The sequence below is a fragment of the Pseudomonas sp. FP1742 genome, assembly GCF_030687145.1.
GTDB lineage: Bacteria > Pseudomonadota > Gammaproteobacteria > Pseudomonadales > Pseudomonadaceae > Aquipseudomonas > Aquipseudomonas frederiksbergensis_D.
This window is the reverse complement of sequence record NZ_CP117460.1, coordinates 4,759,493-4,785,693: the sequence shown is the minus strand read 5'-3', so window position 1 is coordinate 4,785,693 and position 26,201 is coordinate 4,759,493. Positions and strand designations below refer to the sequence as shown.

The following is a 26,201-nucleotide window of genomic DNA, read 5'->3' as shown; positions in this document are numbered from 1 at the left end:
CGAAGCAGTCGTAAATGTTTTAGGGCCGCTTCGCGACCCAACGGGGCGGTGCGGCGATCCGACAAGCCCCCTCGCCACAATTGCGGTCAGCGGTCCTGCGCATCCTTGGCATCCGCTTCGGCATTGCGTTCGGCGACGCGCTTGCGTTGCTCTTCAGTCAATTCGACCTTGTTGGCGGTGTCGCGCAGCATCATCAAACCGCCAACGATCGAGCCGATGGCAACGATCAGAATCAACCAGGCATACCAGGGCATAGGATTCTCCTTGAGGGCAGGTCGGTGGGCGGGTTTCGCCAACCGATCCTGCATACCACTTTTGAGCGATGGAATTTCGCAGTGGTTCCATTCTATGCCTGATCTGACAGCAACACTGCGGCTGTTTAAAGCCCGGTCAACATCGCATCCGCCGGCGCATCGGCACGCAGTTGCGCCGTCAGCATGAAGTACACGAAACCCACCGCCATGAAGCCGAGGAAGATCAACCCGATCAACGCATTGAACCAGGCCATCGCCACCAGGCCGAACAGGCCGATCCCCACCAGCATGTGCAACCAGCCGGAGCTTTCGCCGACCACGGCTTTCATCGCTTGCGGCAGCGGATCGTTGATGTTCGACAGGGTGCGCCAGTCGCCGACGCCGCCGGCAAAGAACATCACGCCCATCGCCAACAGTACCAGGGTCAGGATGCCGCTGATGTAAGCCTTGGGAATCGTGCGTTTCGGGTCCTTGGCTTCTTCGGCGGCCATGGCCGCGCCTTCGATGGCCAGGAAGAACCAGATGGCGAACGGGATCGCCGCGAACATCCCGGCAATCGCCGGCGCACCGAACACATCAGAACCAGCCCAGCCATTGAGCGCGAAGTTGCTGAAGCTGAACGCCGGGGCGACCACGCCCATGAACACCAGCAGTTCGGCGACCGCCAATATGCAAACCACCAGTTCGAACGTCGCAGCCAGTTTTACACCGAGAATGTTCAGGCCCATGAATACGACGTACGCGCCGACTGCCGCGTGTTTCGGGTCGAGGGCGGGAAACTGCACATTCAGATAGGCGCCGATCGCCAGGGCAATCGCCGGTGGGGCGAAGACGAATTCGATTAGCGTCGCCAACCCGGCAATCAATCCGCCTTTTTCTCCAAAGGCACGACGGCTGTAGGCAAAGGGGCCGCCGGCATGGGGAATCGCGGTGGTCAGCTCGGTGAAACTGAAGATGAAGCAGGTGGGGCAGTGTCGTCTGTGCTGCCGCCTTCGCGAGCAAGCCCGCTCCCACAGGGATCGGAGTTGTGTGGGAAACGCATTCCAAATGTGGGAGCGGGCTTGCTCGCGAAGAGGCCCGCCCGAACACCACTGCAACCCCGGCATAAACCCACTCTTTACACATTCTTTATGCCCCGCCGCACCCCTCGATCTCGCGCCTTTACAGCCTCCCTGCCGACAATCACTGCACACGCGGCAATACGCCGTAACACGGAGAACTTCCATGAGCGTTCTGGACGGAGTGTCACTGCTATTGGCAGTGGGGCTGTTCATTTATCTGTTGGTTGCGCTGTTGCGCGCGGACCGGAACTAGGAGCGGCTATGCACAGTTATGACTATTGGCTGATCCTCGCTTTCTTCGCCGTGGTGCTGATTCCGGCACCGTTTCTGGGGCGCTTCTACTACAAGGTGATGGAAGGGCAGCGTACCTGGCTTTCGCCGATTCTCGCCCCGGTGGAGCGTGGCTGCTATCGGGTGGCCGGCGTCGATCCGCAGGCCGAACAGAGCTGGCAGAAATACACTCTGGCCTTGCTCGCCTTCAACCTCGCGGGCTTTTTACTGTTGTTCGCGATCCTGCTGTTTCAGGATCACTTGCCGCTGAACCCGCAAAACCTGCCGGGTCAGGAGTGGACGCAAGCGTTCAATACCGCCGTCAGCTTCATGACCAACACCAACTGGCAGTCCTACAGTGGCGAAGCGACCCTGAGCTACTTGAGCCAGATGGTCGGCCTCACCGTGCAGAACTTCGTCAGCGCCGCCACCGGCCTGGCGGTTCTGGTTGCACTGTGTCGCGGCATCGGTCGCAAGTCGACCAAGACCCTGGGCAACTTCTGGGTCGACATGACCCGCGCCACCCTCTACGGCCTGCTGCCATTGTGCTTGCTGCTGGCGCTGTATCTGGTGTGGCAGGGTGTGCCGCAAACCTTCGCGCAGTATGTGAATGCCGTGACGATGCAGGGCGTCGATCAGGTGATCCCGCTCGGCCCGGCCGCCAGCCAGATTGCGATCAAGCAACTGGGCACCAACGGTGGTGGCTTCTTCGGTGTCAACTCGGCGCATCCGTTCGAGAACCCGACGGCCTGGAGCAACCTGTTCGAAGTCGCCTCGATCATTCTGATCCCGGTGGCGCTGGTGTTCACCTTCGGCCATTACGTGAAAGACCTGCGTCAGAGCCGCGCGATCATCGCCTGCATGCTGGCGCTGTTTTTGATCGGCGGCGCGACGTCGCTGTGGGCTGAATACCAACCCAATCCGACCCTGGCCAACGTTGCCGTCGAACAGACCGCGCCGCTGGAAGGCAAGGAAGCGCGTTTCGGCACCACCGCCACCGTGCTGTGGTCGGTGACAACCACTGCGGCGTCCAACGGTTCGGTCAACGCCATGCACGACAGCCTCAACCCGCTGAGCGGCATGGTCGCGATGGTCAACATGATGGTTGGCGAAGTGATCTTCGGCGGCGTCGGCGCCGGGCTCTACGGCATGTTGCTCAACGTGTTGATCGCGGTGTTCCTTGCCGGGCTGATGATCGGCCGCACCCCGGAATACCTCGGCAAGAAACTGCAAGCCCGGGAAGTTCAGCTGCTGGTGGTGACCTTGCTGGTGATGCCGGTGGGCGTGCTGGTGCTGGGGGCGATTGCCGCCAGCCTGCCAGGCCCGGCCGCGGCGGTGAGTAACCCTGGTGCTCACGGTTTCAGTCAGTTGCTCTACGCCTACACCTCGGCCAGTGCCAACAACGGTTCTGCCTTCGGCGGCTTTGGTGCCAACACCGCGTTCCACAACCTGATGCTGGGGCTGGGCATGTTGATCGGGCGCTTCGGTTACATCCTTCCGGTGCTGGCCCTGGCCGGCAGCCTGGCGATGAAGAAAACCGCGCCGATCGGCCAGAACAGCTTCCCGACCCATGGCCCGCTGTTCGTGACCTTGCTGACCGTGACCATTTTGCTGGTGGGTGGTTTGACCTTCCTGCCGACGCTGGCGCTGGGTCCTATCGCTGAACACCTGAGCCTGGGCTTCTAAGGGGAATCGATGATGAATATGCCCGCAACTAAAGCCGCCGTCGTCAAGGCGCCGGAACAACCGAAAACCGCGATCTCGGCCCTTTGGCGCCCGGCGCTGGTGCAAGCCTTCGTCAAGCTCGACCCACGGCAATTGCAGCGTGCGCCAGTGATGCTGGTGGTGGAACTGACCGCCATCCTCACCACCGTGCTGTGCTTCATTCCCGACAGCGCCGTGCCGACCTTCGTCGCCGCGCAAATCGCCTTGTGGCTGTGGTTCACCGTGCTGTTCGCCAACTTCGCCGAAGCGCTGGCCGAAGGTCGCGGCAAGGCCCGCGCCGACAGCCTCAAGGCCGGCAGTGTAGGCTTGAGTGCCCGGCGCAAAAGCGCCAATGGCAGCTTTCAGGTAGTGCCCGCCGTCAGCCTGCGCAAGGGCGATGTGGTGCGTGTCGAAGCGGGGGAGATGATTCCCGGTGACGGCGAGGTGATCGAAGGCATCGCGGCGGTCAACGAAGCGGCGATTACCGGTGAATCGGCACCCGTGATTCGCGAGTCCGGCGGCGACCGTTCGGCGGTCACCGGCAACACTCGATTGGTGTCGGACTGGCTGCTGGTGCGCATCACCGCCAACCCCGGCGAGTCGACCCTCGACCGCATGATCGCGCTGGTCGAAGGCGCCAAACGCCAGAAAACCCCGAACGAAGTGGCGCTGGATATCCTGCTGATCGGCCTGACCCTGATCTTCCTGCTGGTGGTGGTGACCCTGCAACCGTTCGCCCACTTCGCCAACGGCAACCTGCCGCTGGTGTTCCTGGTCGCGTTATTGGTCACGCTGATTCCGACCACCATTGGTGGCTTGCTGTCGGCCATCGGTATCGCCGGGATGGACCGTCTGGTGCGCCTGAACGTGATCGCCAAATCCGGTCGCGCCGTGGAAGCTGCGGGGGACGTACACGTCCTGCTGCTGGACAAGACCGGCACCATCACCTTCGGCAACCGTCGCTGCAGCGCGGTTTATGCCGCACCAGGCGTCAGCGCCAAGGAACTGGCCGAAGGCGCGTTATTCGCCTCTCTGGCCGATGACACCGCTGAAGGCAAATCCATCGTCGACTACTTGCGCGGTCTGCACCCGCAACCTGAGCCGTCCTCCGATGTGCTGACCGCTGTGCCGTTCAGCGCTGAAACCCGCTTGTCCGGTGTCGACTATCAGGGCCGGGTCTATCGCAAGGGCGCGGTGGATTCGCTGCTGAACTTCGTCGGCCTGAAACGCGCTGATCTGGCTCCCGCCCTGTCCCGGGAAATCGACAAGATCGCCCAGAGCGGTGGCACGCCGTTGCTGGTGTGCGCCGACGGCAAATTGCTCGGTGTGATTCATCTGAAGGACGTGGTCAAACCCGGCATCCGCGAGCGTTTTGCCGAGCTGCGCAAACTGGGGATTCGCACGGTCATGGTCACCGGCGACAACCCGCTGACCGCCGCCGCGATTGCTGCCGAAGCCGGTGTGGATGACGTGCTGGCCGAAGCCACGCCGGAAAAGAAACTGGCGCGCATTCGTCACGAGCAGAACGACGGTCGCCTGGTCGCCATGTGCGGCGACGGCGCCAACGACGCCCCGGCCCTGGCCCAGGCGGACGTGGGCATGGCAATGAACGACGGCACGCAAGCCGCGCGGGAAGCGGCGAACATGGTTGACCTCGACAGCGACCCGACCAAGCTGTTGGACGTGGTGCAGATCGGCAAGGAATTGTTGGTGACCCGTGGTGCGCTGACCACCTTTTCCATCGCCAACGATGTGGCCAAGTACTTCGCGATCCTACCGGCGCTGTTCGCCTCGATCTACCCGCAATTGGGTGTGCTCAACGTCATGCACTTGAGCAGTCCGCAGAGCGCGATTCTGTCGGCGATCGTGTTCAACGCCCTGATCATTGTGGTGCTGATTCCACTGGCGCTGCGCGGTGTGCGGGTGCAGGCGGCGAGTGCGGCGGCGTTGTTGCGGCGCAATCTGCTGATCTACGGATTGGGCGGGATTGTGGTGCCGTTCGTGGGCATCAAGGCGATCGACATGTTGTTGACGGCGTTGCATCTGGTTTAGCGGTTGCTGTTTGAGGCAGGGGCTTTTTGTGGCGAGGGAGCTTTTGTGGTGAGGGGGCTTGCCCCCTCACCACAAGAAGCACTATTGCCTGAGCAGTAGCATCCAGACCTGAGTTTTTTATCGAATCGAGGATTTTGAAATGTCCACACTGATACGTCCGGCCCTGAGCCTGCTGGTGCTGATGACCCTGATCACCGGCGTTGCCTATCCCTTGGTGGTGACCGGCGTCGCCCAGGTCGCCTTCCCGGACCAGGCCAATGGCAGCCTGGTGCGCGACGCCGACGGCAAGGTCCGCGGCTCGTCGCTGATTGCCCAGGATTTCGTCGGTGACGCCTGGTTCCACCCACGGCCATCGGCCGGTGCCTTTGCCACCGTGTCGAGCAGCGCCAGCAACCTTGCGCCCAGCAATCCGGCGCTGGCCACTCGGGTGATCGAGGAGGCCAATAAGCTGCAGGTGGCCGGGCAGGGACCGGTGCCGTTGGCCATGCTGACCACCTCCGGCAGCGGCCTCGATCCGCACTTGCCACCGGCGGCGATTGCCTATCAACTGGCGCGTGTCGCGGCGGCGCGCAATCTGCCGGTGTCTACGCTTGAACAGCTGCTGGATGCGCACATCGAACAGCCGTTGGTGGGGCCGCCGGTGGTGAATGTGTTTGAGTTGAACCTGGCGCTGGAAAAGCTGTAAATCGGTGGCGCCACCAATCGCGGGCAAGCCCGCTTCCACAGGGACCATGGCGGACACAAAATTTGTGACCGCCATGGTCCCTGTGGGAGCGGGCTTGCCCGCGAAGAGGCCCTGACAGTCACTGCATCAACATGAGCATGAGAGAGAACTTCAAGCATGAGTGATTCCGGCCGCGCCGACGCGCTGTTAGCAGACCTGCCCCGCGATGGCCGTGGCCGGCTCAAGGTGTTCCTTGGCGCCGCTCCGGGGGTCGGCAAGACCTACGCCATGCTCCAGGCCGCCCACACTCAACTGCGCCAGGGCGTGAAAGTCCTGGCCGGGGTGGTTGAAACCCATGGCCGCGCCGAAACCGAAGCACTCCTCGCCGGTTTACCGCAGCAGCCGTTGGTGCGCTCTGAATACCGTGGCGTAATGCTCGAAGAAATGGACCTCGATGGCTTGCTCGCCGCCAAACCGAAACTGGTGCTGGTCGACGAACTGGCCCACACCAATGCCCCTGGCAGCCGTCACACCAAACGCTGGCAAGACATCCAGGAATTGCTGGCTGCCGGCATCGACGTGTTCACCACGGTCAACGTCCAGCATCTGGAAAGCCTCAACGACCAGGTGCGCGGAATCACCGGCGTACAGGTGCGCGAAACCCTGCCGGACTGGGTGTTGCAAGAAGCCTACGAACTGCTGCTGATCGACCTGCCGCCGCGCGAGTTGCTGGAGCGTCTGCGCGACGGCAAAGTCTACGTGCCGGAGCAGGCGCGGGCGGCCATCGATGCGTTCTTCACCCAGACCAATCTCACTGCCCTGCGCGAACTGGCGATGCAAACCGCCGCCGCTCAAGTGGATAACGATCTGGCCCAGGGTTATCGCCAATTGGGCCAGGCCGCGCCAGCGGTGCGCGGTCGCTTGCTGGTGGGGGTCGATGGCGATGCGCAGGCCGAGCGTCTGGTGCGCCATGCCAGTCGTGTCGCCCAGCGGCGGCATCTGCCGTGGAGCCTGGTGCATGTGGACAACGGCCGGGTGCGCGACGAGCAATCGCGCCTGCGCCTGCAAAGTGCCCAGCAGCTGGCCGAACGCCTCGGCGGGGAAGTGGTGCTGCTGCGCGCTGGCGAGGTGGCGAAAACCTTGATTCAACACGCCGCCGAACGTCGCGCCAGCCTGGTGCTGGTGGGCCAGTCACGCCAGCGTTTGCGTCGACGCTTGTTCGGTGGCGGCCTGGCGTCGCGTTTGTTGCGCGATGCTCGCGGGCTGGAAATCAACGTGCTCGACAGCGATCACGAACAGCATCAGCCACGTCAGCGTTCGGCGCAGTCGCTGGTGTGGTTCGATTACGCCTTGGCGCTGGTGGCGACAGTGCTCGCCAGTGCCCTGGCCTGGGCGGTGTCGAGCGTCTTGCCGTTGCCGAACATCTCGTTGGTGTTCCTTGCGGCAGTGTTGCTGGTGGCGGTGCGCAGCAGCCTCGGCCCAGCGTTGGCCTGTGCGGCGCTGTCGTTTCTGACCTATGATTTTCTGTTCATTCCGCCGACGTTCTCCTTCAGCATCCAGCGCGAAGAAGACGTGCTGACCTTGCTGTTCTTCCTGCTGATGGCGGCCCTGACCGGTAACCTTGCAGCGCGGCAACGGCGGCAATTGGAAGCCTTGCGCGACACTCAGGAAGAGACCAGCGAACTGCTCGACCTGTCGCGCAAACTCACCGCCGCCACCGACCGTCAGGCCGTGGTCAGCGCTGCGGCCCAGCATCTCAACGGCTGGAGCGACCTGAAACTGTGCCTGCTCAATCGCGATGGCCAGAGCGGCTGGAAAGTCGAAACCGGTGGGCCGCTGGAGTTTTCCGAGGCCGAGCGCGCCGCCGCCGATTGGGCCTGGCAACACGATCAACCGGCAGGCGCGGGCACCGGCACTTTGCCGTTCGGGCGCTGGTGGTGGTGGCCGTTGTCGGTGGACGACGGTCCGCTGGCATTGCTCGGCGTGTGTGCCAAAGAAGGCCAGACCCTGAGCGGCCAGCGTCGGCGCTTGCTGACCGCGCTGAGCCAACCGTTGGCCCAGGCGTTGGCGCGGGCGCAACTGGCCGATGACCTTGAGGCCGCGCGTTTGCATGGCGAAACCGAGCAATTGCGCAGTGCGCTGCTGGCGTCGGTGTCCCACGATTTGCGCACGCCGTTGACCTCCATGCGCGGCAGCATCGACAGCCTGTTGGCGCTGGGCGAGGCGATTCCGCTTGCGGACCGTCGCGAACTGCTCGAAGGCACCCGCGATGAAGCCGAACGGCTGGATCGCTACATCCAAAACCTGCTGGACATGACCCGCCTCGGTCACGGCGCCCTGAAGCTGGCGCGGGACTGGGTATCGCCGGCCGACATCGTCGGCAGTGCGCTCAATCGTCTGCGCGCGGTGCTGGCGTCGTTGCAGGTCATTACCGAAGTGCCGGCCGAACTGCCGCTGCTCTATGTGCATGCCGCGTTGATCGAGCAAGCACTGGTCAATGTGCTGGAAAACGCCGCGCGTTTCTCACCGCCCCACGGGCGTCTTGAATTGCGTGCCGGGGCCACTGACAGTGAGCTGTTTTTTTCGGTGAGCGATGAGGGACCGGGGATTCCGGAGGAGGACCGGGCGAAGATTTTCGACATGTTCTACACCGCCGCTCGTGGCGATCGCGGTGGGCAGGGCACGGGGCTGGGGTTGGCGATCTGTCAGGGCATGGTCGGTGCCCATGGCGGGCGGATCAGCGTCGCCGACGGCATCGAAGGGCGCGGCACCTGTATCACGTTGCACTTGCCGTTGCAGACTCAGCCGGGATTGGACAGTGAAGCCTGACCCCGCCTGCGTTACTCTCTTGCCACCTCTTTGTGTTGATATGAATTCATGAGCCAGACCGCGACCATTTTGGTCATCGACGACGAACCGCAGATCCGTAAATTCCTGCGCATCAGCCTCGCCTCCCAAGGCTACAAAGTGCTGGAAGCCGGTACCGGCACGGAAGGCCTGGCCCAGGCCGCGCTGAATAAACCTGACCTGTTGGTGCTCGATCTTGGCCTGCCGGACATGGACGGCCAGCAGGTGTTGCGCGAGTTTCGTGAGTGGTCGACGGTGCCGGTGCTGGTGCTCTCGGTGCGCGCCGGCGAAGGGCAGAAAGTCCAGGCGCTGGACGGTGGTGCCAACGACTACGTGACCAAGCCGTTTGGCATCCAGGAATTCCTGGCCCGAGTGCGCGCCTTGCTGCGTCAGGCGCCGATGGGGGAGGCCCAGGAAGCAGCGCTCAATTTCGGCCCGCTCACCGTCGACCTGGCGTATCGCCGGGTGCTATTGGATGGCGCCGAAGTGGCGCTGACGCGCAAGGAATACGCGGTGCTGGCGCAACTGGCGCGGCATCCGGGGCGGGTGATCACCCAGCAGCAATTGCTCAAGGACATCTGGGGGCCGACCCACACCGAAGACAGTCACTATCTGCGCATTGTGGTCGGGCACTTGCGGCAGAAACTGGCGGATGATCCGACCCAGCCACGGTTTATCGTTACCGAGGCGGGAGTGGGGTATCGGTTGTTGAGTGAGGGTAGTCTTTAGTTCTGTATTGATTGATCTGACGCCTTCGCGAGCAAGCCCGCTCCCACAGTGTCCCGGGTGTTCACAAATCATGTGACCGCCACAAAAACTTGTGGGAGCGGGCTTGCCCGCGATGACGCCGGATCAGTCACCGCCAATCTTCATTGCGCTCATTTTCATACCGATCCAAAGTATCCCGCGCAATCTCACGCCCCAGCGCGATCAACTCCGGCGCCTTGTAGAACTCGAAAAACCGGCACACCCGCTTGGGCACGTTGATCAGGATATCCGGCGGATACCCGGCAATCTTGTACTGTGCCAATGACGTCTGCATCACCTCGAAACTCTGGTTGATCAGGTCCAGCAAGGACGCTGGCCCGACGTTGTCGATGATGAATGACCCGGTGGCGGACTTCGGTGCTCCGTTGCTTTCCGGGGCCGCCGCCGGTTGCTGGGCTTCGGGCTCGGCGGATTCGATCCACGGGTTGATCTCGGCCGCTTCTGCCATCAACGCTTCCTTTTCCAGAAGCAGCAATTGCTCCGCCTGTTTGCGGCGGAAGGGCAATTTTGAACCCAGCGAGCTGATCAGGCTGTCGAAGCGGGTCTTGAACGCTGCCGGGCGCTGGATCACCGGCAGTTGATAGTGACGCTGGTTGGTGGAGTTGAGGTTGACCGCGATGATCAGGTCGCAATGGCTCGACACCACTGGCACGATCGGCAATGGGTTGAGAATACCGCCGTCCACCAGCATTCGATTGCCCTGCATCACCGGCGTGAACAGGCTGGGGATTGCCGCCGAGGCGCGCATGGCCTGGTGCAGGCAGCCTTCCTGGAACCAGATTTCCTGCTGGTTGGTCAGGTCTGTGGCCACCGCTGTATAGGGAATGCGCAAGTCTTCGATGTTGACCTCGCCGACGATCTTGCGGATCTGCCCGAAGACCTTCTCCCCGCGAATCGCGCCCAGGCGAAAGCTGACATCCACCAGGCGCAACACGTCGAGGTAGTCCAGGCTCTCGATCCAGTTGCGATAATCATCGAGCTTGCCGGCGGCGTAGATCCCGCCGACCACCGCGCCCATGGAGCAACCAGCGATGCAGGCGATGTCGTAGCCACGCCGTTCGATCTCTTCAATGACGCCGATATGGGCGTAGCCCCGGGCGCCACCCGAGCCCAACACCAGTGCGACACGCTTTTTCATGAATCGACCTCTCTGACAAGGTTCAACAATGCACCCATCGAGGGGCGCGCTTCAATCGCTATGGTCGTTCAGTGGGGGAGGGCGTCGTTTTTTGACACTCAACTAAGACGAGTGAGTATCCTCGCGCGCGCTATAGTTTCCACTGCAGGTCCAAGGCACTTTTCACGCGCCAGAGCGGTCTTACCTGCACGACTGTTTATTATCTTTGAGGTGTGAGTGATGAAAGCCTGGATTTGTGTGCCTTTGATTGCCCTGGCGCTTGCCGGTTGTGCCGGTAAAACCGCTTACCGCGACAGTTGCGGTAGCCAGCTCGATGCCGCCTGGCATGAGCTGGACCTGGCCAAGGCCGAAGGTCTCGCCGGGACCGTCAGCTACTCCAAGGCACTGTCGTTGCTGACCGGTGCCAAGACCCAGCAGCAATTCGAAGCCTACGAGGGTTGTACCAGGAAGGCCGAGAAGGCACGTTTCTACATTCGAGAGTCACGCGCCGGCCGTTGAGGCATGATGGAGCGTACTCAGGGTAATTCGATTCAGGGAGTACGCGATGTCTGCCTTGGTTGATCGGTTGGTGGCTCGTGTGTTGGGCCTGGACGTCCGTTTGCTGGCCTGTCAGGCCCGCTTGAGTGCCCGCACCGACCCGGAAGCGTTGCACGATCTGCGCACCACCGTGCGGCGGTTGCGCAGCCTGCTGCGACCCTTGCGCGGTTTGCCCGGGGTCGAACAGCTGGAAGCGGCGGCGTCCCGGGTCGGTGACCTGACCACTCCGTTGCGTGATCGGGAAGTGCTGGCGGCGTACTTGCTCCAGCACGGTCAACCCGAGGCCGCGCATCGACGCATGGCGCGGATGGCCGAGGCTTATCCAGTGGTGGCGACGAGCCCGGAGCTGGCGCAGTTGCTGATGATCCTCGACGCTTTTCCGCGTTTCCTGCGGGCCTCCCAGCGCCAGGGCTTGCTCAAGGGCTTGCGCAAACGCATCGAAAAACGCCTGGCCAAACAATGGAAGAAACTCGACCAGGCCCTGCACGATCCCGCCCATGACCGCCATCGCCTGCGCCTGCTGATCAAGCGTGTGCGCTATGGCATCGAAGCCTACCCTGAACTGGATCGTTTGCCGGAAGCGGCCATGCCCAGGCTGAAATCGGCCCAGGCTGCCTTGGGTGATTGGCACGACAGCTGGCAGTGGCTGGCCCGGGCCAAGGAAGAGCCCGATTTGCAGCCGTGCGTCGCGGTCTGGAAAACCACACTGGCCCAGGCCGAAGAGCGCGCTGACCGCGTCCTCGACAAATTCAGCAAAGCCTGTTTCAAATCCTGAAAGCACCCTAAATCCAATGGTGGGAGCGGGCTTGCTCGCGAAAGCGGTCCGACATTCAACCTATGCGTTGAATGTTGTGCCCTCTTCGCGAGCAAGCCCGCTCCCACATGGGTTTGTGTGTTCCAGTCGAGCGCGGCTCATCTGTCAGTAATTTTGGCCGGAATAGGCGCTGTGCCGCTCTTGCGGGCTGGTTAAGATCGCTCCATCCATTTTCCTGTCTCTGAGGTTGCCATGCGCTTTTCCGATCTGCTCGACGCTGTTCGCAGTCAGCCACAAGAGGTGTCTATTGCACCCGAATGGGGTCAGGGACGTGCAAGTTTTGGTGGTCTGATAGCCGCCTTGCAATACGAAGCCATGCGCGCAAAAGTCCCGGCGGATCGTCCGGTGCGCTCGCTGGCAATCACCTTCGTCGGCCCGGTCGAGCCCGATGTGCCGGTCAGCTTTGAAGTCGATGTGTTGCGCGAAGGCAAAGCAGTCAGCCAGGTCCTGGGCCGGGCGATGCAGAAGGGGCAAGTGGTGACGTTGGTCCAGGGCAGCTTCGGCGCTTCGCGACAGTCCGAAGTGACCGTCACGGCCAATGCAGCTCCCGAGATGAAGCACTGGGACGATTGCCAGGAACTGCCGTACATCAAAGGCGTGACCCCGGAATTCATGCGCTACCTGGCCATGCGCTGGAGTGTCGGTGGCATGCCGTTCACGGGTAACACCTCGCGGGAAATGGGCGGTTGGGTGCGCTTGCGCGGGGATGGCGAAGGCGAGGCGGTGAGCGAGGCGCATATCCTGGCGCTGGTCGACGCCTGGCCGCCGTCGTTGTTGTCGTTTCTGAAGAAACCGGCGGCAGGCAGCACGCTGACCTGGACCATTGAGTTCGTCCAGCCGTTGCTGACGTTGAGTACGCTGGACTGGTGCAAGTACCTGGTGGAAATCGAGTATGCCGCTGACGGCTACGGGCACGCCGCCGCAAAACTGTGGAGCGAAGACGGCCAGCTGATCGCCATGAGCCGGCAGACCGTCACGATTTTCGCTTGATCAGTGATGACGACGGTGGCGCTCACGCCAGGCGCGCCACCAGCCTCCACTGAAGAAAAACCGTGGAAAGGTCAGGAACTGCTCGACCAGCAGGCGTGATACCGCGTCTTTGCGATCACTGAACGGCTCGCTGGCTTGCACCTCCAGGCTGTGACCGTGACGCTGCAAACCCAGGGCCGCGACCAGGCCGATGACGCCGATCGCGAAGCTCGCCAGGTCGAGGCTGAACACTCCCGAGACCATCAGCAGAAACGCCACGATGAACAGCGGCACGGCAATCAGGTGCAGCACCAGATTGGTCGGGTGCTGGTGATTGTTCGGGTACGCTCGCCATTGCCAGGCGGGAAGGTTGGGATGACGTTTGCCCATGATGCTTATCCTTGGTTCGTTGAGGCTCATGAACAAAGAATAGGCCCGGCGAAAGCCGTCGGCGAATCAAGGGTGGCTATCGGCGCGATAGGGGTCATGGTCAATATTGATGCTGACCGGGCTGACGCCTTCGCGAGCAAGCCCGCTCCCACATTGGTCTTCGTCGTGACACAGATTCAATGTGGGAGCGGGCTTGCTCGCGAAGAGGCCCTCAAAGCTTGAGCTGCCCAATGGCCTTGCTCAATTCCCCTGCCAACATCGCCAACTCATTGCTGGTGATTGCCGAATTCACAGTCTGCTGCACGGTGTTTTCGGTCACGTCGCGAATGCTCACCACCGCCCGATTCATTTCTTCCGCCACGTGGCTCTGCTGTTCGGCCGCCACCGCGATCTGCGTATTGCTTTCACGCATCTGTGCCACCGCGCCGGTGATTTCGGCCAGGGCCACACTGGCTTCCTGGGCCTGTTGCATGCAGTCGTCCGCCTTGTACGAACTTTCCTGCATGAAATCCACCGCATCCCGAGTGCCGGCCTGCAGCGCTGAAACCATGGTGGTGATCTCGTCGGTGGACGTCTGGACCCGTTTGGCCAGGTTGCGCACTTCATCGGCGACCACCGCGAACCCACGGCCCATCTCACCGGCCCGGGCCGCTTCGATGGCCGCGTTAAGGGCCAGCAGGTTGGTCTGTTCAGCGATGCTGTGGATCACGCTGACCACGCCGTTGATCTTCTGGCTGTCCTCGGCCAGGCGCTGGATCATTTCGGCGGTTTGCTGCACGCCGGTGGACAATCCGCCAATCGATTTCTGCACCCGACTCACCACTTCCTGGCCACTGCCGGCCAGCGTATCGGCGGTTTGCGAAAGGTCGCGGGTGGCGCCGGCGTGTTGGGCGATGTGATGGACGGTGGCAGTCATTTCGTTGATCGCCGTGGCGGCCTGATCGGTTTCGCTTTGCTGGCCGAGCATGCCGTGGCGCACTTCGTTCATGCTTGCGGCCAGCCGCGCGGCGCCGACATCCAATTGCCGGGCGGTGTTGGCGACGGTGTTGACCACCCGCTGGTAACCGGCCTGCATGGCGTTGAAGGCGTTGGCCATCTGGCCGACTTCATCCCGGCAGGCCAGCGGCACGCGGGCCGACAGATCACCGGTCTTCTCGACATGGAGCATCACGTCTTTCAAGGTGTTGAGCTGGCTGAGCAGGAAGCGGATCAGCAGTTGCGACGCGCCAAGCATCGCCAGCATCAGGATGAACACCGCCACCGCATAGTGGGTGAAGCGCTCGCCGAACACTTGGCTCAGGCTCGGACCGTAGGCAATCACCGTGACCTGTTGGCCGTCGGGGCGAGTGAACACCTCGGCTCCCATCAGCGGGTTTTCACCGAACAGTGGCATGGCATTGATCTCGACCCAACCGTTGACATCGGTCAGCTCCAGCAGCAGTTGCCCGTTCAGTGACGGCGCTTGTCCGCGACTGGAAGTCAGCAGGTTGTCGGCCTTGGGCAGCGGTTGCCCGGCAGGCCAGGCATTGAGCAATCGCGCCTGGGCCTGGGCCGAAACCTGAGCGGCGTGACTGCGGGCCTGTTGTTCGAGTTGCACGGCATACAGCACCAGCAACAGGGTGGTGACAAAGGCGACCGCGTTGACCGCCCAGAATTTGTATTTCAGCGAGATATTGCTAAGCCAGGCACCCATGGAGGTCTTCTCTGATAGCGGAAACAGTTTTGGCAAGGTGCCAGTATTGTGCCGCTACTCAGGGCTTCGACTCTTGATATGGGTCAACATCCTCCGCAGTCCCAATGTGGGAGCGGGCTTGCTCGCGAAGACAGTCTGTCAGTCACATCAATGTTGGATGTGCCGCCGTCTTCGCGAGCAAGCCCGCTCCCACAGGGATTTGTGGTTACTGGGGGATCGAAGGCAACCCGTAAAATGCCCGTGCGCATGCTGTGGTGTGGGCGGCCAGGTCTTCCTGGCTTTCACCGCGATGCAGCGCGACTTCACGCAACACTTCGATCAGATACGCCGGCTCGTTGCGACCATTCTTCGGCTTGGGTCGCAGACTGCGTGGCAACAGATACGGCGCATCGCTCTCCAGCATCAAGCGCCCGCGTTTAATATCTTTGACCAACGGATGCAGGTGCGTACCCCGGCGTTCGTCGCAGATCCAGCCGGTGATGCCGATGTGCAAATCCAGGTCGAGGTAGCTGAACAGCGCCTTCTTTTCACCGGTGAAGCAGTGCACCACGGCAGCGGGCAGTTGATCGCGGTAATCGTGCAGGATTTCCAGCAATCGTTGACTGGCGTCACGTTCGTGCAGGAACACCGGCAGTTGCAGCTCGACCGCCATCGCCAGATGTTCTTCGAGGACTTTTTCCTGCTGCGGGCGGGGCGAGAAATCACGATTGAAATCGAGGCCGCATTCGCCCACGGCCACCACGTTCGGCTCCTTGAGCAAGCTACGCAGACGCTGGTCGCTGTCGGCGTTCCAGTCGCTGGCCGAGTGCGGGTGAATGCCGGCCGTGGTGAACAGTCGCTGAGCGCTTTCATCCAATTGCCGGCACAGCTCCAGCGCCTGTTCACTGCCCTCGACGCTGGTCCCGGTAAGCACCAGTTGGCAGACCCCGGCAGCGTAGGCGCGGTCGAGCACAGCCTGGTGTTTGTCGGCAAAACTGGGGTTGGTCAGGTTGACGCCGATATCGATGAGTTGCATGGTGCTACCTCGGACCAAAGGCCGGAAAGCATATCAGAGCTGTAGATTTATAAGAAAAACCAAGAACTACAACGGGTTAAAGCTGTCTGTTGAGGCCGCGAGACAGGCCGGGTTTGGTAGAGTTGCTATCACTGTGCCACTCTCTCGCACTTTATCAGCGCTTCGTGCGCTCTGTTTCTGTCGCCCGACTTCATGAAATCACCCATGAGGTTGGCCAGTATTCTTTCCGGAGAGCGGATGACACGTCCCTCGGTTTTGTTACTGCTGTGTTGTTCGTTGCTGCTGCCGATGCCGGCGGTTGCGCGTCTGGCCGGGCCGTTGCAAACCGTGCCGGCGGCCAAGGTCCGCGACCTGGTGGAGATTCGCAACAGTCGTGTGTTGCGGGTGCTGGTCAACCAGAGCCGCAATAGCTCCGGCGAAGTCCAGGGTCAGACTATCGGCGTCGAGTACCACCGCCTGCGGGCTTTCGAGCAATACCTCAATGGCCACGCCCGTGACGGCCAGGAAATCACCCTCAAGATCATTCCCAAATCCAAGGATCAACTGCTCGGTGCGTTGCAGCGGGGGGAGGGTGATCTGGTCGCGCCAGGGGAATTGCTCGATCCACAATCGGGTCATGCAGTCAGCGCCAGTGAGCCGATTGCCAGCAACGTGCCGTTGCTGCTGGTGGGGATCAAAGGCGAACGACGTTACACCCGTCTCGAGCAGCTTTCGGGCAAAACCCTCGCGCTGCCCACCGGCAGTGTTGCCGGGGATGCGGTGAATCAGATCAATCAGAAACTTGCGCTGCACAAACTGCCCCCGGTGAAAATCGAGTGGGTCGACCCAAGCCTGGCCGTCGAGGATGTGCTGGAGATGGTTCAGGGCGGGATCTTTCATCTGACCATCGTCGAACAACCGATCGCCGAGCGCTGGGGCAAGATCTTGCCCAGGTTGCGTTTCGATCGGCAGGTGCTCATCCGCGAGCCGGGTGAGGAATACTGGTTCGTGCGCCGCGACGCCTCGATGCTGCGCGCGAGCATCGATCGCTTCCTGACCACCTACAAACAACCGTCGGACCAGGATGCGGCGTTCCTGCGGATCTACCGGCGCCAGTATCAAGTGCACTATCCCTTGGCCAAGGCCGATCGGCAGCGTCTGGAAAAACTTCGACCGGTGCTGCAAAAACATGCTGAAGCCCAGGGCATGGATTGGTTGAACCTGGCGGCGCTGGCCTTCAAGGAGTCGGCGTTGCAACCCAGCGCCAGAAGCGGCGGCGGCCCTACCGGCCTGATGCAAATCACCCCGTCCGCCGCCCAACGGGTCGGGGTCAGTAACATTCAGAATCTCGATGCCAATGTGCAGGCAGGCGCCAAGTACCTGGCGATGATCCGCCGCAAGTTTTTTGCCAGCCCCAAACTCAACGAGCGCGAGCGCATGGCGTTCGTGCTGGCGGCCTACAACATGGGGCCGGAGCGGGTCCAGGGCATGCGCGCCGAAGCTCGGCGACGGGGCTTGAATCCGGATCAGTGGTTCTTCCAGGTCGAGCGCATTGCCATGGAGCAGGTGGGAATGGGGGCTGTCAGCTATGTTAATAGTGTGAACAAGTATTACCTGGCGTTCGATCGGGAACGGGAGTCGTTGGAGCCTCAGGGGCAGAAAGTTGCCTCACGGAAATGATCGACTAATCTGATTGTTATGGTGCGTTTTTTGCGCTTTTAACATGAGTTTTACTGATTAATATAGCGGCCAACCAACACACACTCACAATGGATGACACAGCATGAGCACACTGATCAACAAGGTACTGTCTACCCGCGCTGGCTACGGCCTGACGATTCTGCGGATTTTCGTCGGCATCATCTTCGCGGCCCACGGCTCACAGAAACTCTTTGGGGCATTCGGCGGTTACGGCATTGCCGGCACCGCGCAGTACATGGAAAGCATTGGTTTGGCGCCGGGTCACCTGATGGCGATCCTGGCCGGTGGTACCGAGTTCTTCGCCGGTCTGGCGCTGATCATCGGCCTGCTGGTACGCCCGGCGGCGCTGGGGCTGACGTTCCTCTCGCTGGTGGCCATTTTCACGGTGCACATCAGCCACGGTCTGTTCATGGCCAACAACGGTTATGAATTTGCCCTGGCCTTGCTCGGCGGTAGCCTCGCGGTGCTGATCGAAGGTGCAGGCAAGCTGTCGGTAGACCGCGCCATCGCCGGCTGACGGCTCTGGCTCAACGAAAAGGCCCGCATAGTGTGATCCACTGTGCGGGCCTTTTTTTGTTGCTGGTGATTCTTGACACTGTCTGGTCAGCTTCTCTAGGATGCTGCTCATGCGCCGATTTAAACAGCTACTTGCGGGGCGCCAGGTGACTCATTCAGTTGCCGATAGAAGCTTGAAACAGGCTTCGAAATACCGCTAAAGCGCTGGTTCGGTGTTGCCTCTCACCTGCCATGCAGACTTTTGAGGCAGAGACACGACACAATGAATGCATTAAGCCCCGTTGTACGCCCCGCGCCGATCACGGCACATCTCACCCAGCGCAATCCAAAAATTCTGCTTGGCGGTAAACATCAGCCGACGCTGTTGCGTTACCTCGATGGCTGGCCACGGCGCACTGGCGGGCCGGCAGCGTTCCTGATCCAGTTTGTCGAAGACGGTGAGTCGCTGGCGCGTTTTGCCACTGACAGCTTTGATCTGGCGGTAATTCAGGCGCCAAGCGCCGAGGACGCACCCGAAGTGATCAGGCAACTGACCCGCGTGGCGCGCCAAGGGCTGATTGCCCGCTGCTGAGGCTCAAGGCGCCGCGGCTCAAAAATAGTCGATCGCCACGATATACACACATTGCTCACCGGTCGGCGTCTGCACCCGTACTTCGGCGTCCAGTGCCTTGCCGATCAAGGCGCGGGCCAGCGGTGAGTCGATGCTGATCAGGCCTTGTTTCAAGTCCAGCTCATCCGGGCCGACGATGCGATAGCGCGACTCTTTGCCGTCCTCGTCTTCGATCGTGACCCAGGCACCAAAGTAGACCTTGTTCGGATCGCTGGGCTTTTCGCTGACCACCTTGAGGGCTTCCAGCCGTTTGGTAAGAAAGCGCACACGGCTGTCGATCTCGCGCAGCATTTTTTTGCCGTACGTGTATTCGGCGTTTTCCGAGCGATCGCCCTGGGCCGCTGCTTCGCTGACCGATTGCGTCACCTGAGGTCGGCGCACATGCCAGAGCTCATGAAATTCGGCGCGCATCCGCGCTTCACCTTCGGGGGTGATCAGCGCGGTGCCGGCGGTGCGGGGAGGGCGATAACGGCTCATGGCGACTTCTTGTGGTTGAGTTCTTGAATCAGTTTTTAAACAAGTGTGCTTGAGTTTATCAACCCTCGCGCAAGACTGTCAGCGGGCTGGCGTTCAAGGCGCGGCGCGTGCCGAACACACCGGCACCGCCGATCAGCACGGCGCCGATCAGCGGCAACACCAGCAGCCATGGATGCGGATGCCAGGGCAGGTCGAAGGCATAACGGTAGAGCACCAGGCTCACCAGTTCCGAACCCAGAGCCGCCAACAGCCCGCTGACCGCGCCGAGCAAACCGAACTCGATGCGCCGGGCTCTGACCAGCAACTGCCGCTCGGCGCCCAGCGCGCGCAGCAATGCGCCTTGGCGAATACGTTCATCGAGGGTTGCCTGCAAGCCGGAAAACAACACCGCCATCCCCGCCGCCAACACGAACAACAGCACGTACTCGACCGCCAGAGTCACTTGCGCGAGGATGCTGCGCAATTGTTCCAGCAATGCTTCGACCTGCAGAATGGTCACCGCCGGAAAGCTGCGGGACAAGTCGACGATCTGCTGATCGTGACCGGGCGCCAGATAGAAACTGGTGAGGTAGGTCGCCGGTAAGTCTTTCAAGGTGCCGGGCTGGAAGATCATGAAAAAGTTTGGCTGGAAGTTGTCCCAGTTGATCTCCCGCAGGCTGGTGACCTTCGCCTCCCGATTGACCCCGCCAACGCTAAACACCATGTGATCGCCAAGCTTGAGCTTGAGGCTTTCGGCGACTTTACCTTCCACCGAAACACCGGGTACTTCATCCGCCGGTTGCTGATCCCACCAGTTGCCGGCGGTGAGCTTGTTGCCCGCCGGCAGGTCCGCAGCCCAGGTCAGGCTCAGGTCGCGTTGAATGGCTCGGTCACCGGCCGAGTCCTTGCTGACGATTTGCTGCACCGGTTCGCCATTGATACTGATCAGCCGTCCCGGCACCACCGGGTACAGCGGCGCCGATTGCGCCGACAACTCCATCAAGCGATCACTAAAGGCCTGTTTGTCCGCCGGCAGAATGTTCAGGGCGAAATAGTTCGGAGCGTTTTTCGGCAACTGGTTTTGCCAGGTGTCGAGCAACTCGCCGCGCAGCAAAGCGATCAATGCCATCGACAGCAGAATCAAGCCGAAGGCCAGGGATTGACCCGCCGCCGCCAGCGGATGGCGCAGCAGCTGACCCAACCCGAGACGCCATGGCAATGAGGCACGCGCCAGCATCCGGCGCAGGCTCTTGAGCAGCAGCAACAGCAAGCCACCCAGCACCAGCGCCGCGATCACGCCGCCGCCGAGCAGGGCGAAGGTCAGCAACAGGTCCAGGCTCAGGCGCCACATGATCAGGCCGAGGGCACCCAGCGCCGCGCCATAGATCATCCAGGTGCTGGACGGAATCGGTAGCAGGTCCCGGCGCAATACCCGCAGCGGCGGTACCCGACCCAAGGCAGCCAGCGGCGGCAGGGCGAAGCCGGCGAGCGCCACCAGCCCGGTGCCGATCCCCGCAATGGCCGGCAACAGGCCTCCCGGTGGAACATCGGTCGGCAGTAAATCATGCAGCAGCGCAAACAGCCCGAGCTGTGCCAGCCATCCGAGCAGGGCACCGCTGATGCTGGCAAGCAGCCCGAGTACGGTCAGTTGCAGACTGAACAACACCATGGTTTCCCGACGGGACAGACCCAGGCAGCGCAGCAACGCACTGGCATCGAATCGGCGGGTGGCGAAGCGTGTCGCCGACAGCGCCACCGCCACGCCGGACAGCAGCACCGCCACCAGGCTGGCCATGTTCAAGTAACGTTCGGCCTTGCCCAGGGCACCGCCGATCTGCCGATTACCATCGCGAGCATCCTGGATGCGCTGGTTGGCTGCCAGGCCCGGCTTGATCAGTTGACGATAGATCTCCAACGCCTGGGTGTTGCCGCGCCAGAGCTCGCGGTAGCTGACCCGGCTGCCGGGTTGCACCACGCCGGTCGCCTCGAGGTCGCTGAGATTGATCAGCACCCGTGGCGTCAGGCTGTAGAAGTTGCCGGCGCGATCCGGTTCGTAGGTCAGCACCCGCGCCAGTTTCAGGGTTTTCATGCCGACATCGATGCTGTCGCCGATCTTCAAGTCCAGCGCAGTCAGCAGTCGCGCTTCAACCCAGGCTTCGCCGGGTTTCGGACCGCCACCGGGTGCTTCTTGCGCGAACGGCGCGGGGGCGCTTTTCAGTTCGCCGCGCAACGGGTAGACGTCATCGGCGGCTTTGATGCTGGACAGCTGAATACCGTTGTCGGTGGCAATGACACTGGAAAACTCCACCACCTGAGCGTGTTCGAGACCCAGTTCGGTGCCACTGTTGATCTGTTCCGGCCGCGCCGGCGAACTGCCTTCGAGCACCAGGTCGGCGCCGAGAAACTCGGTGGCGCGCAGCATCATGGCGCCGTTCAGGCGGGCACCGAAGTAACCGATGGCGGTACTCGCCGCCACGGCCACCAGCAAGGCGAAGAACAACACGCGCAACTCACCGGCGCGGGCATCGCGCAGCAGTTGACGGAGGGCGAGGCTGAACAGGCGCAACAGCGGCAGGCGTGCCATCAAGGCTCCAGAGGGGCGACCAGCAGGCCGGCTTCAAGGCGGATCAGGCGCCGGCAGCGATGTGCCAGGCGTTCGTCGTGGGTCACCAGCACCAGGGTCGTGCCGCGCTCCTTGTTGAGTTCGAACAGCAGATCGCTGATGCGCTCGCCGGTGTGGCTGTCGAGGTTGCCGGTCGGTTCATCGGCGAACAACACGTCGGGCTCGGCGGCGAACGCCCGGGCAATCGCCACGCGCTGTTGCTCGCCACCGGAGAGTTGACGCGGCGAGTGGGTCAGGCGTTGACCCAGGCCAACGCGCTGCAGCAATTCGGTGGCGCGCTCGCGGGCGTCTTTACGCCCATCGAGCTCCAGCGGCAGCATGACGTTTTCCAGGGCGTTGAGGCTGTCGAGCAGTTGAAAGGACTGGAAGACAAACCCCACGTGCTCGGCGCGAATGCGCGCGCGCTGGTCTTCGTCGAGAGTGCTCAGGCCTTGCCCGGCGAGAGTGACTTCGCCGCTGCTCGGCAGGTCGAGGCCGGCAAGCAGGCCGAGGAGGGTGGATTTGCCGGAACCGGAGGCGCCGACGATGGCCAGGCTGTCGCCCTTGTTCAGTTCCAGGCTGAGTTCGTGCAGGATAGTCAGTTCACCTTCCGCGCTGGGAACCACTTTGCTGAGGTTCTTCGCGGTGAGAATGCTTGCGCCCATGGAGAATCCGATGCGTGTGTGGTTTTTGAGTGCTGGCCTGGCCTTGATGTGCATGGCCCAGAACGCAGCGGCGGGTACAGTCCTGATCGTTGGCGATAGTATCAGCGCCGGTTTCGGCCTGGATACCCGCTTGGGGTGGGTGTCATTGCTCGAGCAACGGCTCAAGCACGAAGGTTTCGACGACAAGGTGGTCAATGCATCCATCAGTGGCGATACCAGCGCGGGAGGCCGGGCGCGCCTGCCGGCGCTGCTTGCAGAGCATAAGCCGGAACTGGTTATCCTTGAGTTGGGGGGCAACGATGGGCTGCGCGGAATGCTGCCAACACAATTGCAACAAAATCTTGCGTCAATGATCGACAGCTCCCGCGCCAGTGGTGCCAAGGTATTGCTGCTGGGCATGCAACTGCCACCCAACTACGGCGTGCGTTACACCCAGGCCTTTGCCGAGGCTTACACCAAGGTAGCCAGCGAGAAAAGGATCCCGCTGGTGCCGTTTTTTCTCGACGGCGTGGGCGGTCATCCAGAGCTGATGCAAAGCGACGGCCTGCACCCGGCTGCGGCGGCTCAGGACAAGTTGCTGGAAAATGTCTGGCCGACACTGAAACCGCTGCTTTGACGCTTTTCTAGCGGCGGTGTTTCGGCTAAGGTGGCGCCCCCGATTTGGAGCCCCCGATGCCGCGTCCTGCCTGGTCCCTTTTTGCCTATCAACTGATCGAGCCTGACGAACAGCTGGATCTGTTCGCCTGCCAGGAAGTGCGGGTGCATCTGGTGACCCGTCAGCTGGAGTTGGGCGGCTCGGCGGACCGAACCCTGTGCGGCAGCTTGTTGCCGGCACAACCGCGCTGGTCGAGTGTCGACCGTAGAGTGTTCCAGGACCAGCGCCTGTGCTCGCTGTGCCGGGCCATCCTGGAGTCGCAAAAGCGCGGCACCTCGCCGATCTGGCCTGAGTTGCGGTTCGAGCTTTAGGGCCCCTTCGCGAGCAAGCCCGCTCCCACATTGGACTTTCTGTGAGCACACTATTTGTGGTCACCAAGGATCCAGTGTGGGAGCGGGCTTGCTCGCGAAAGCAACCTCCCAGGCACCTCAAGGTGTGGACAAGAACCCTTTGTGAGAAATCCCGGCCCAAGTGCCTTGCATCGCCAACCGCTTCTCGACCTCCCCGAAATAACAGGCGGCGGTGTACAATCGGGTTTTTATACCCTTGTCGATCATGCGAAGGATTTTCCGGATGTTGCCGCGCTTTCCCGCCGTCACCCGCTGCCTGTCTCTTGCTGCGCTCTGCGTGGCGGGTCCCGTTGCAGCATTGGAGTTGCCCCTGCCACCACCCGGTGAAGACATCGTCGGCCAAGTGCAGGTGATCAAGGCCAAATACGAAGACACCTTCGCCGACCTTGGCACCACCTACGATCTGGGCTATCTGGAAATGGTCGCGGCCAACCCGGGCGTCGATCCATGGCTGCCGGGCGCAGGTACCGAAATCGTCCTGCCGACGCGCTTCATCCTGCCGCCGGGCCCCCGTGAAGGCATCGTCATCAACCTGGCTGAATACCGCCTCTACTACTACCCGAAAGGCCGGAACGTGGTGTACACCTTCCCGCTGGGTATTGGCCGTGAAGGCTGGGGTTCGCCGATTGCCCACACCAGCATCGTCGCCAAGACGCCGAACCCGACCTGGACCCCTCCAGCCTCGATCAAGGCCGAGCACGCCGCCGATGGCGATCCGCTACCGAACGTAGTGCCGGCCGGCCCGGATAACCCGCTGGGGCCGTTCAAATTCACCCTGGGCACTCCGGGCTACCTGATCCACGGTTCGAACAAGAAGTTCGGCATTGGCATGCGCACCAGCCACGGTTGTTTCCGCATGTTCAACAACAACGTGCTGGAAATGGCGAGCATGGTGCCGGTAGGGACGTCGGTGCGCATCCTCAACGATCCGTACAAGTTCGGTCTCAGTGGCGGCAAGGTTTATCTGGAAGCGCACACCCCGCTGGACGACAAGGGCAACCCTTCGGTGGTCGATAAGCACACCGCAGTGATCAATGCGATGCTCAAGCGTGAGGACATCACCAACAACTTGCGCATGGACTGGGATGTGGTGCGCGACGTGGTCGCCGCTGAAGATGGTCTGCCGGTGGAAATCGCCGTGCCGAATGCGTCGGCCCCGATGGTCTCGAGTACGCCGATCGACCTGCAACAGTAACGCGTTGTTAAAGAAACCCGCCGATGCAGGCCACATCGGCGGGTTTTTTATGGCCTGCACAAATCCCAGGCAATAAAAAAGCCGACCCAAAAAATGGGTCGGCTTGATAACAATCCCGAGGGATTATTACTTGCGGCTAGCTTTTTCCAGCATGCGCAGAGCACGCTCGTTAGCTTCGTCAGCAGTCTGTTGTGCTTTTTGAGCAGCAGCCAGAGCTTCATCAGCTTTACGGTAAGCTTCGTCTGCACGAGCTTGGGAGCGAGCTGCTGCGTCTTCAGTAGCAGTCAGACGTGCTTCGGTTTCTTTCGATACGCTGCTGCAACCGGTAGCCAGAACTGCGGCCAGAGCCAGAGCAGAGAATTTCAGAACGTTGTTCATCGTGTTCCCCTTCAAGGACTTTCTATTAAGTAGCTGTCTCCTCAGAGTGAGGAAATAGCCGGCGTACATACTACCCATTACTTGTAGTAAGTAAACTGACGTAGCGCAAGAAGCAAAAAAAATTGTAGGCGTTGATTCTTTTTCGAGCAACTTTTAACTGCATTGTATAAAAAATATCCAGCTGCGAGGCCCGAACTGAGCGATCCGCCGGGGAAAAGTTCCCGGTGTCGGCAGCTGTTTTTCAGTCGCGACTAAAGTCTGTCTAGATGGAATCGTCCACACTTTTGTTCGGATTTTGAGCAGCGGCTCTCATATCTTTATCCATGTTGAGGTGACTTAAACAAAGCGCGCTCGTCTTAAGTCTCAATATCCGGCAATGTTCAGGTCTGGCCCCGGGAAGATCCCGGCCGGGCCGTCCCTGCATTACCCCAGGCAACACCCGCCAGCCAGTATGACGAGCGTCCCTTGAGCATTTCTGCCAATGGTGCCTACTATTTGATACGTGCTCGGTTGCGTGAGATTGGTGTTGCTCTCTCGGTGTCCATTCAGGCACGGGGTGGCGTAGATGTTCCTTCGCCGGAAAAACATCGGTAAGGTAGGGGTCAGAATTAAAGACCCGCGAGGAGTAGTGATGAGCGAGGCGTTGTCCATCCACCATGACCAGGCTGGTCATCAGTTCGAGACCACTGTGGACGGTTATCGTGCCTACCTGACCTATATGGATCTGGGGAAACAGACCCTGGATATTTATCGTACCTTTGTGCCCAACGCGCTGCGTGGTCGCGGCATCGCGGCGGCGTTGACCGAGCAGGCACTGCAATACGCCGAGGAAATGGGCTACACGGTCATTCCATCGTGTTCCTACGTGGAGCGCTACATGGAGCGTCACCAGCGGCATGCCGCCAAGCTGTGAACAAA

Annotated in this window: 25 protein-coding genes and 1 pseudogene; 16 read left to right on the top strand and 10 right to left on the bottom strand. The window is 61.4% G+C overall.

Features of this window, described 5'->3' with window-relative positions; translation table 11 throughout:
* Positions 1–86: 86 nt before the first annotated feature.
* Positions 87–254, bottom strand: a complete 168-nt coding sequence (locus PSH64_RS21665; protein ID WP_008006000.1) for a DUF2897 family protein — start codon at positions 252–254, stop codon at positions 87–89.
* Positions 255–379: 125 nt separating this feature from the next.
* Positions 380–1,219: pseudogene (locus tag PSH64_RS21660) on the bottom strand (amino acid permease); the annotation flags it as partial.
* 259 nt (positions 1,220–1,478) lie between these two features.
* Here PSH64_RS21660 and kdpF point away from each other — a divergent pair.
* From kdpF to PSH64_RS21630, 6 genes are all read left to right on the top strand, one after another.
* A complete protein-coding gene (kdpF, locus tag PSH64_RS21655; RefSeq protein WP_007899818.1) occupies positions 1,479–1,568 on the top strand; it encodes a K(+)-transporting ATPase subunit F in 90 nt (29 codons plus the stop codon).
* 8 nt (positions 1,569–1,576) lie between these two features.
* On the top strand, positions 1,577–3,271 hold the full coding sequence (kdpA, locus tag PSH64_RS21650) for a potassium-transporting ATPase subunit KdpA (RefSeq protein WP_305478641.1): 1,695 nt from the start codon (positions 1,577–1,579) through the stop codon (positions 3,269–3,271).
* A 12-nt stretch (positions 3,272–3,283) separates the two neighbouring features.
* Positions 3,284–5,341 carry a potassium-transporting ATPase subunit KdpB gene (kdpB, locus tag PSH64_RS21645; protein ID WP_105343216.1) on the top strand — a complete coding sequence of 686 codons (2,058 nt, stop codon included), beginning with the start codon at positions 3,284–3,286 and terminating at the stop codon, positions 5,339–5,341.
* Between the two features lie 139 nt (positions 5,342–5,480).
* Positions 5,481–6,026: a potassium-transporting ATPase subunit KdpC gene (gene kdpC, locus PSH64_RS21640; protein WP_305478638.1), complete on the top strand. Its 546-nt coding sequence runs from the start codon at positions 5,481–5,483 to the stop codon at positions 6,024–6,026.
* A 156-nt stretch (positions 6,027–6,182) separates the two neighbouring features.
* Positions 6,183–8,834 carry a sensor histidine kinase KdpD gene (locus PSH64_RS21635; protein ID WP_305478636.1) on the top strand — a complete coding sequence of 884 codons (2,652 nt, stop codon included), beginning with the start codon at positions 6,183–6,185 and terminating at the stop codon, positions 8,832–8,834.
* A gap of 48 nt (positions 8,835–8,882) precedes the next feature.
* Positions 8,883–9,581 (top strand): response regulator, encoded by a 699-nt coding sequence (locus tag PSH64_RS21630; protein ID WP_305478634.1) that lies wholly within the window; start codon positions 8,883–8,885, stop codon positions 9,579–9,581.
* 127 nt (positions 9,582–9,708) lie between these two features.
* Here PSH64_RS21630 and PSH64_RS21625 read toward each other — a convergent pair whose 3' ends face one another.
* On the bottom strand, positions 9,709–10,758 hold the full coding sequence (locus tag PSH64_RS21625; RefSeq protein WP_105343221.1) for a patatin-like phospholipase family protein: 1,050 nt from the start codon (positions 10,756–10,758) through the stop codon (positions 9,709–9,711).
* Positions 10,759–10,977: 219 nt separating this feature from the next.
* Between PSH64_RS21625 and PSH64_RS21620 the strand changes: the two genes are divergently transcribed.
* The 3 genes from PSH64_RS21620 (at position 10,978) to PSH64_RS21610 (ending at position 13,099) form a co-directional block, all read left to right on the top strand.
* A complete protein-coding gene (locus PSH64_RS21620) occupies positions 10,978–11,256 on the top strand; it encodes a hypothetical protein (RefSeq protein WP_018929811.1) in 279 nt (92 codons plus the stop codon).
* Between the two features lie 46 nt (positions 11,257–11,302).
* Positions 11,303–12,070 (top strand): CHAD domain-containing protein, encoded by a 768-nt coding sequence (locus PSH64_RS21615; RefSeq protein WP_305478631.1) that lies wholly within the window; start codon positions 11,303–11,305, stop codon positions 12,068–12,070.
* A gap of 231 nt (positions 12,071–12,301) precedes the next feature.
* The gene (locus PSH64_RS21610) at positions 12,302–13,099 is read left to right on the top strand and encodes an acyl-CoA thioesterase II (protein WP_305478629.1); all 798 of its coding nucleotides are present in this window, start codon (positions 12,302–12,304) and stop codon (positions 13,097–13,099) included.
* On the opposite strand, the gene PSH64_RS21605 is transcribed toward PSH64_RS21610, so the two are convergent.
* The 3 genes from PSH64_RS21605 to PSH64_RS21595 form a co-directional block, all read right to left on the bottom strand.
* Positions 13,100–13,468: an Mpo1-like protein gene (locus PSH64_RS21605; RefSeq protein WP_105343226.1), complete on the bottom strand. Its 369-nt coding sequence runs from the start codon at positions 13,466–13,468 to the stop codon at positions 13,100–13,102.
* A gap of 211 nt (positions 13,469–13,679) precedes the next feature.
* On the bottom strand, positions 13,680–15,161 hold the full coding sequence (locus tag PSH64_RS21600; RefSeq protein WP_305478628.1) for a methyl-accepting chemotaxis protein: 1,482 nt from the start codon (positions 15,159–15,161) through the stop codon (positions 13,680–13,682).
* Between the two features lie 205 nt (positions 15,162–15,366).
* Positions 15,367–16,176: a TatD family hydrolase gene (locus PSH64_RS21595; RefSeq protein ID WP_305478626.1), complete on the bottom strand. Its 810-nt coding sequence runs from the start codon at positions 16,174–16,176 to the stop codon at positions 15,367–15,369.
* Between the two features lie 237 nt (positions 16,177–16,413).
* On the opposite strand from PSH64_RS21595, the gene PSH64_RS21590 reads away from it, so the two are divergent.
* The 3 genes from PSH64_RS21590 to PSH64_RS21580 all read left to right on the top strand — a co-directional run bounded on the left by PSH64_RS21590 (position 16,414) and on the right by PSH64_RS21580 (position 18,943).
* Positions 16,414–17,835, top strand: coding sequence for a transglycosylase SLT domain-containing protein (locus tag PSH64_RS21590; protein WP_105343238.1), 1,422 nt, complete (start codon positions 16,414–16,416; stop codon positions 17,833–17,835).
* Positions 17,836–17,938: 103 nt separating this feature from the next.
* Entirely contained in the window at positions 17,939–18,373 is a 435-nt protein-coding gene (locus PSH64_RS21585) for a DoxX family protein (protein ID WP_305478623.1), read from the top strand.
* 261 nt (positions 18,374–18,634) lie between these two features.
* On the top strand, positions 18,635–18,943 hold the full coding sequence (locus PSH64_RS21580; RefSeq protein ID WP_105343243.1) for a hypothetical protein: 309 nt from the start codon (positions 18,635–18,637) through the stop codon (positions 18,941–18,943).
* Between the two features lie 18 nt (positions 18,944–18,961).
* On the opposite strand, the gene greB is transcribed toward PSH64_RS21580, so the two are convergent.
* The 3 genes from greB to PSH64_RS21565 are packed head-to-tail and all read right to left on the bottom strand — an operon-like array spanning position 18,962 to position 22,705.
* A complete protein-coding gene (gene greB, locus PSH64_RS21575; protein WP_007939982.1) occupies positions 18,962–19,459 on the bottom strand; it encodes a transcription elongation factor GreB in 498 nt (165 codons plus the stop codon).
* 58 nt (positions 19,460–19,517) lie between these two features.
* Positions 19,518–22,022: an ABC transporter permease gene (locus PSH64_RS21570; protein ID WP_305478621.1), complete on the bottom strand. Its 2,505-nt coding sequence runs from the start codon at positions 22,020–22,022 to the stop codon at positions 19,518–19,520.
* Complete coding sequence (locus tag PSH64_RS21565) at positions 22,022–22,705, bottom strand: ABC transporter ATP-binding protein (RefSeq protein ID WP_105343247.1); 684 nt, start codon at positions 22,703–22,705, stop codon at positions 22,022–22,024. Before PSH64_RS21565 ends, PSH64_RS21570 begins: the two co-directional genes overlap by 1 nt.
* A 10-nt stretch (positions 22,706–22,715) precedes the next feature.
* Here PSH64_RS21565 and PSH64_RS21560 point away from each other — a divergent pair, with 10 nt between their 5' ends.
* From PSH64_RS21560 to PSH64_RS21550, 3 genes are all read left to right on the top strand, one after another.
* Complete coding sequence (locus PSH64_RS21560) at positions 22,716–23,321, top strand: arylesterase (RefSeq protein ID WP_105343249.1); 606 nt, start codon at positions 22,716–22,718, stop codon at positions 23,319–23,321.
* Positions 23,322–23,377: 56 nt separating this feature from the next.
* Entirely contained in the window at positions 23,378–23,671 is a 294-nt protein-coding gene (locus tag PSH64_RS21555) for a hypothetical protein (RefSeq protein WP_003226812.1), read from the top strand.
* 262 nt (positions 23,672–23,933) lie between these two features.
* A complete protein-coding gene (locus tag PSH64_RS21550) occupies positions 23,934–24,905 on the top strand; it encodes a L,D-transpeptidase family protein (protein WP_105343251.1) in 972 nt (323 codons plus the stop codon).
* Positions 24,906–25,031: 126 nt separating this feature from the next.
* Here PSH64_RS21550 and oprI read toward each other — a convergent pair whose 3' ends face one another.
* The gene (oprI, locus tag PSH64_RS21545) at positions 25,032–25,283 is read right to left on the bottom strand and encodes an outer membrane lipoprotei OprI (protein ID WP_003172710.1); all 252 of its coding nucleotides are present in this window, start codon (positions 25,281–25,283) and stop codon (positions 25,032–25,034) included.
* 631 nt (positions 25,284–25,914) lie between these two features.
* Here oprI and PSH64_RS21540 point away from each other — a divergent pair.
* Positions 25,915–26,196, top strand: coding sequence for a GNAT family N-acetyltransferase (locus PSH64_RS21540; RefSeq protein ID WP_030132333.1), 282 nt, complete (start codon positions 25,915–25,917; stop codon positions 26,194–26,196).
* The last annotated feature ends 5 nt before the right edge of the window (positions 26,197–26,201 follow it).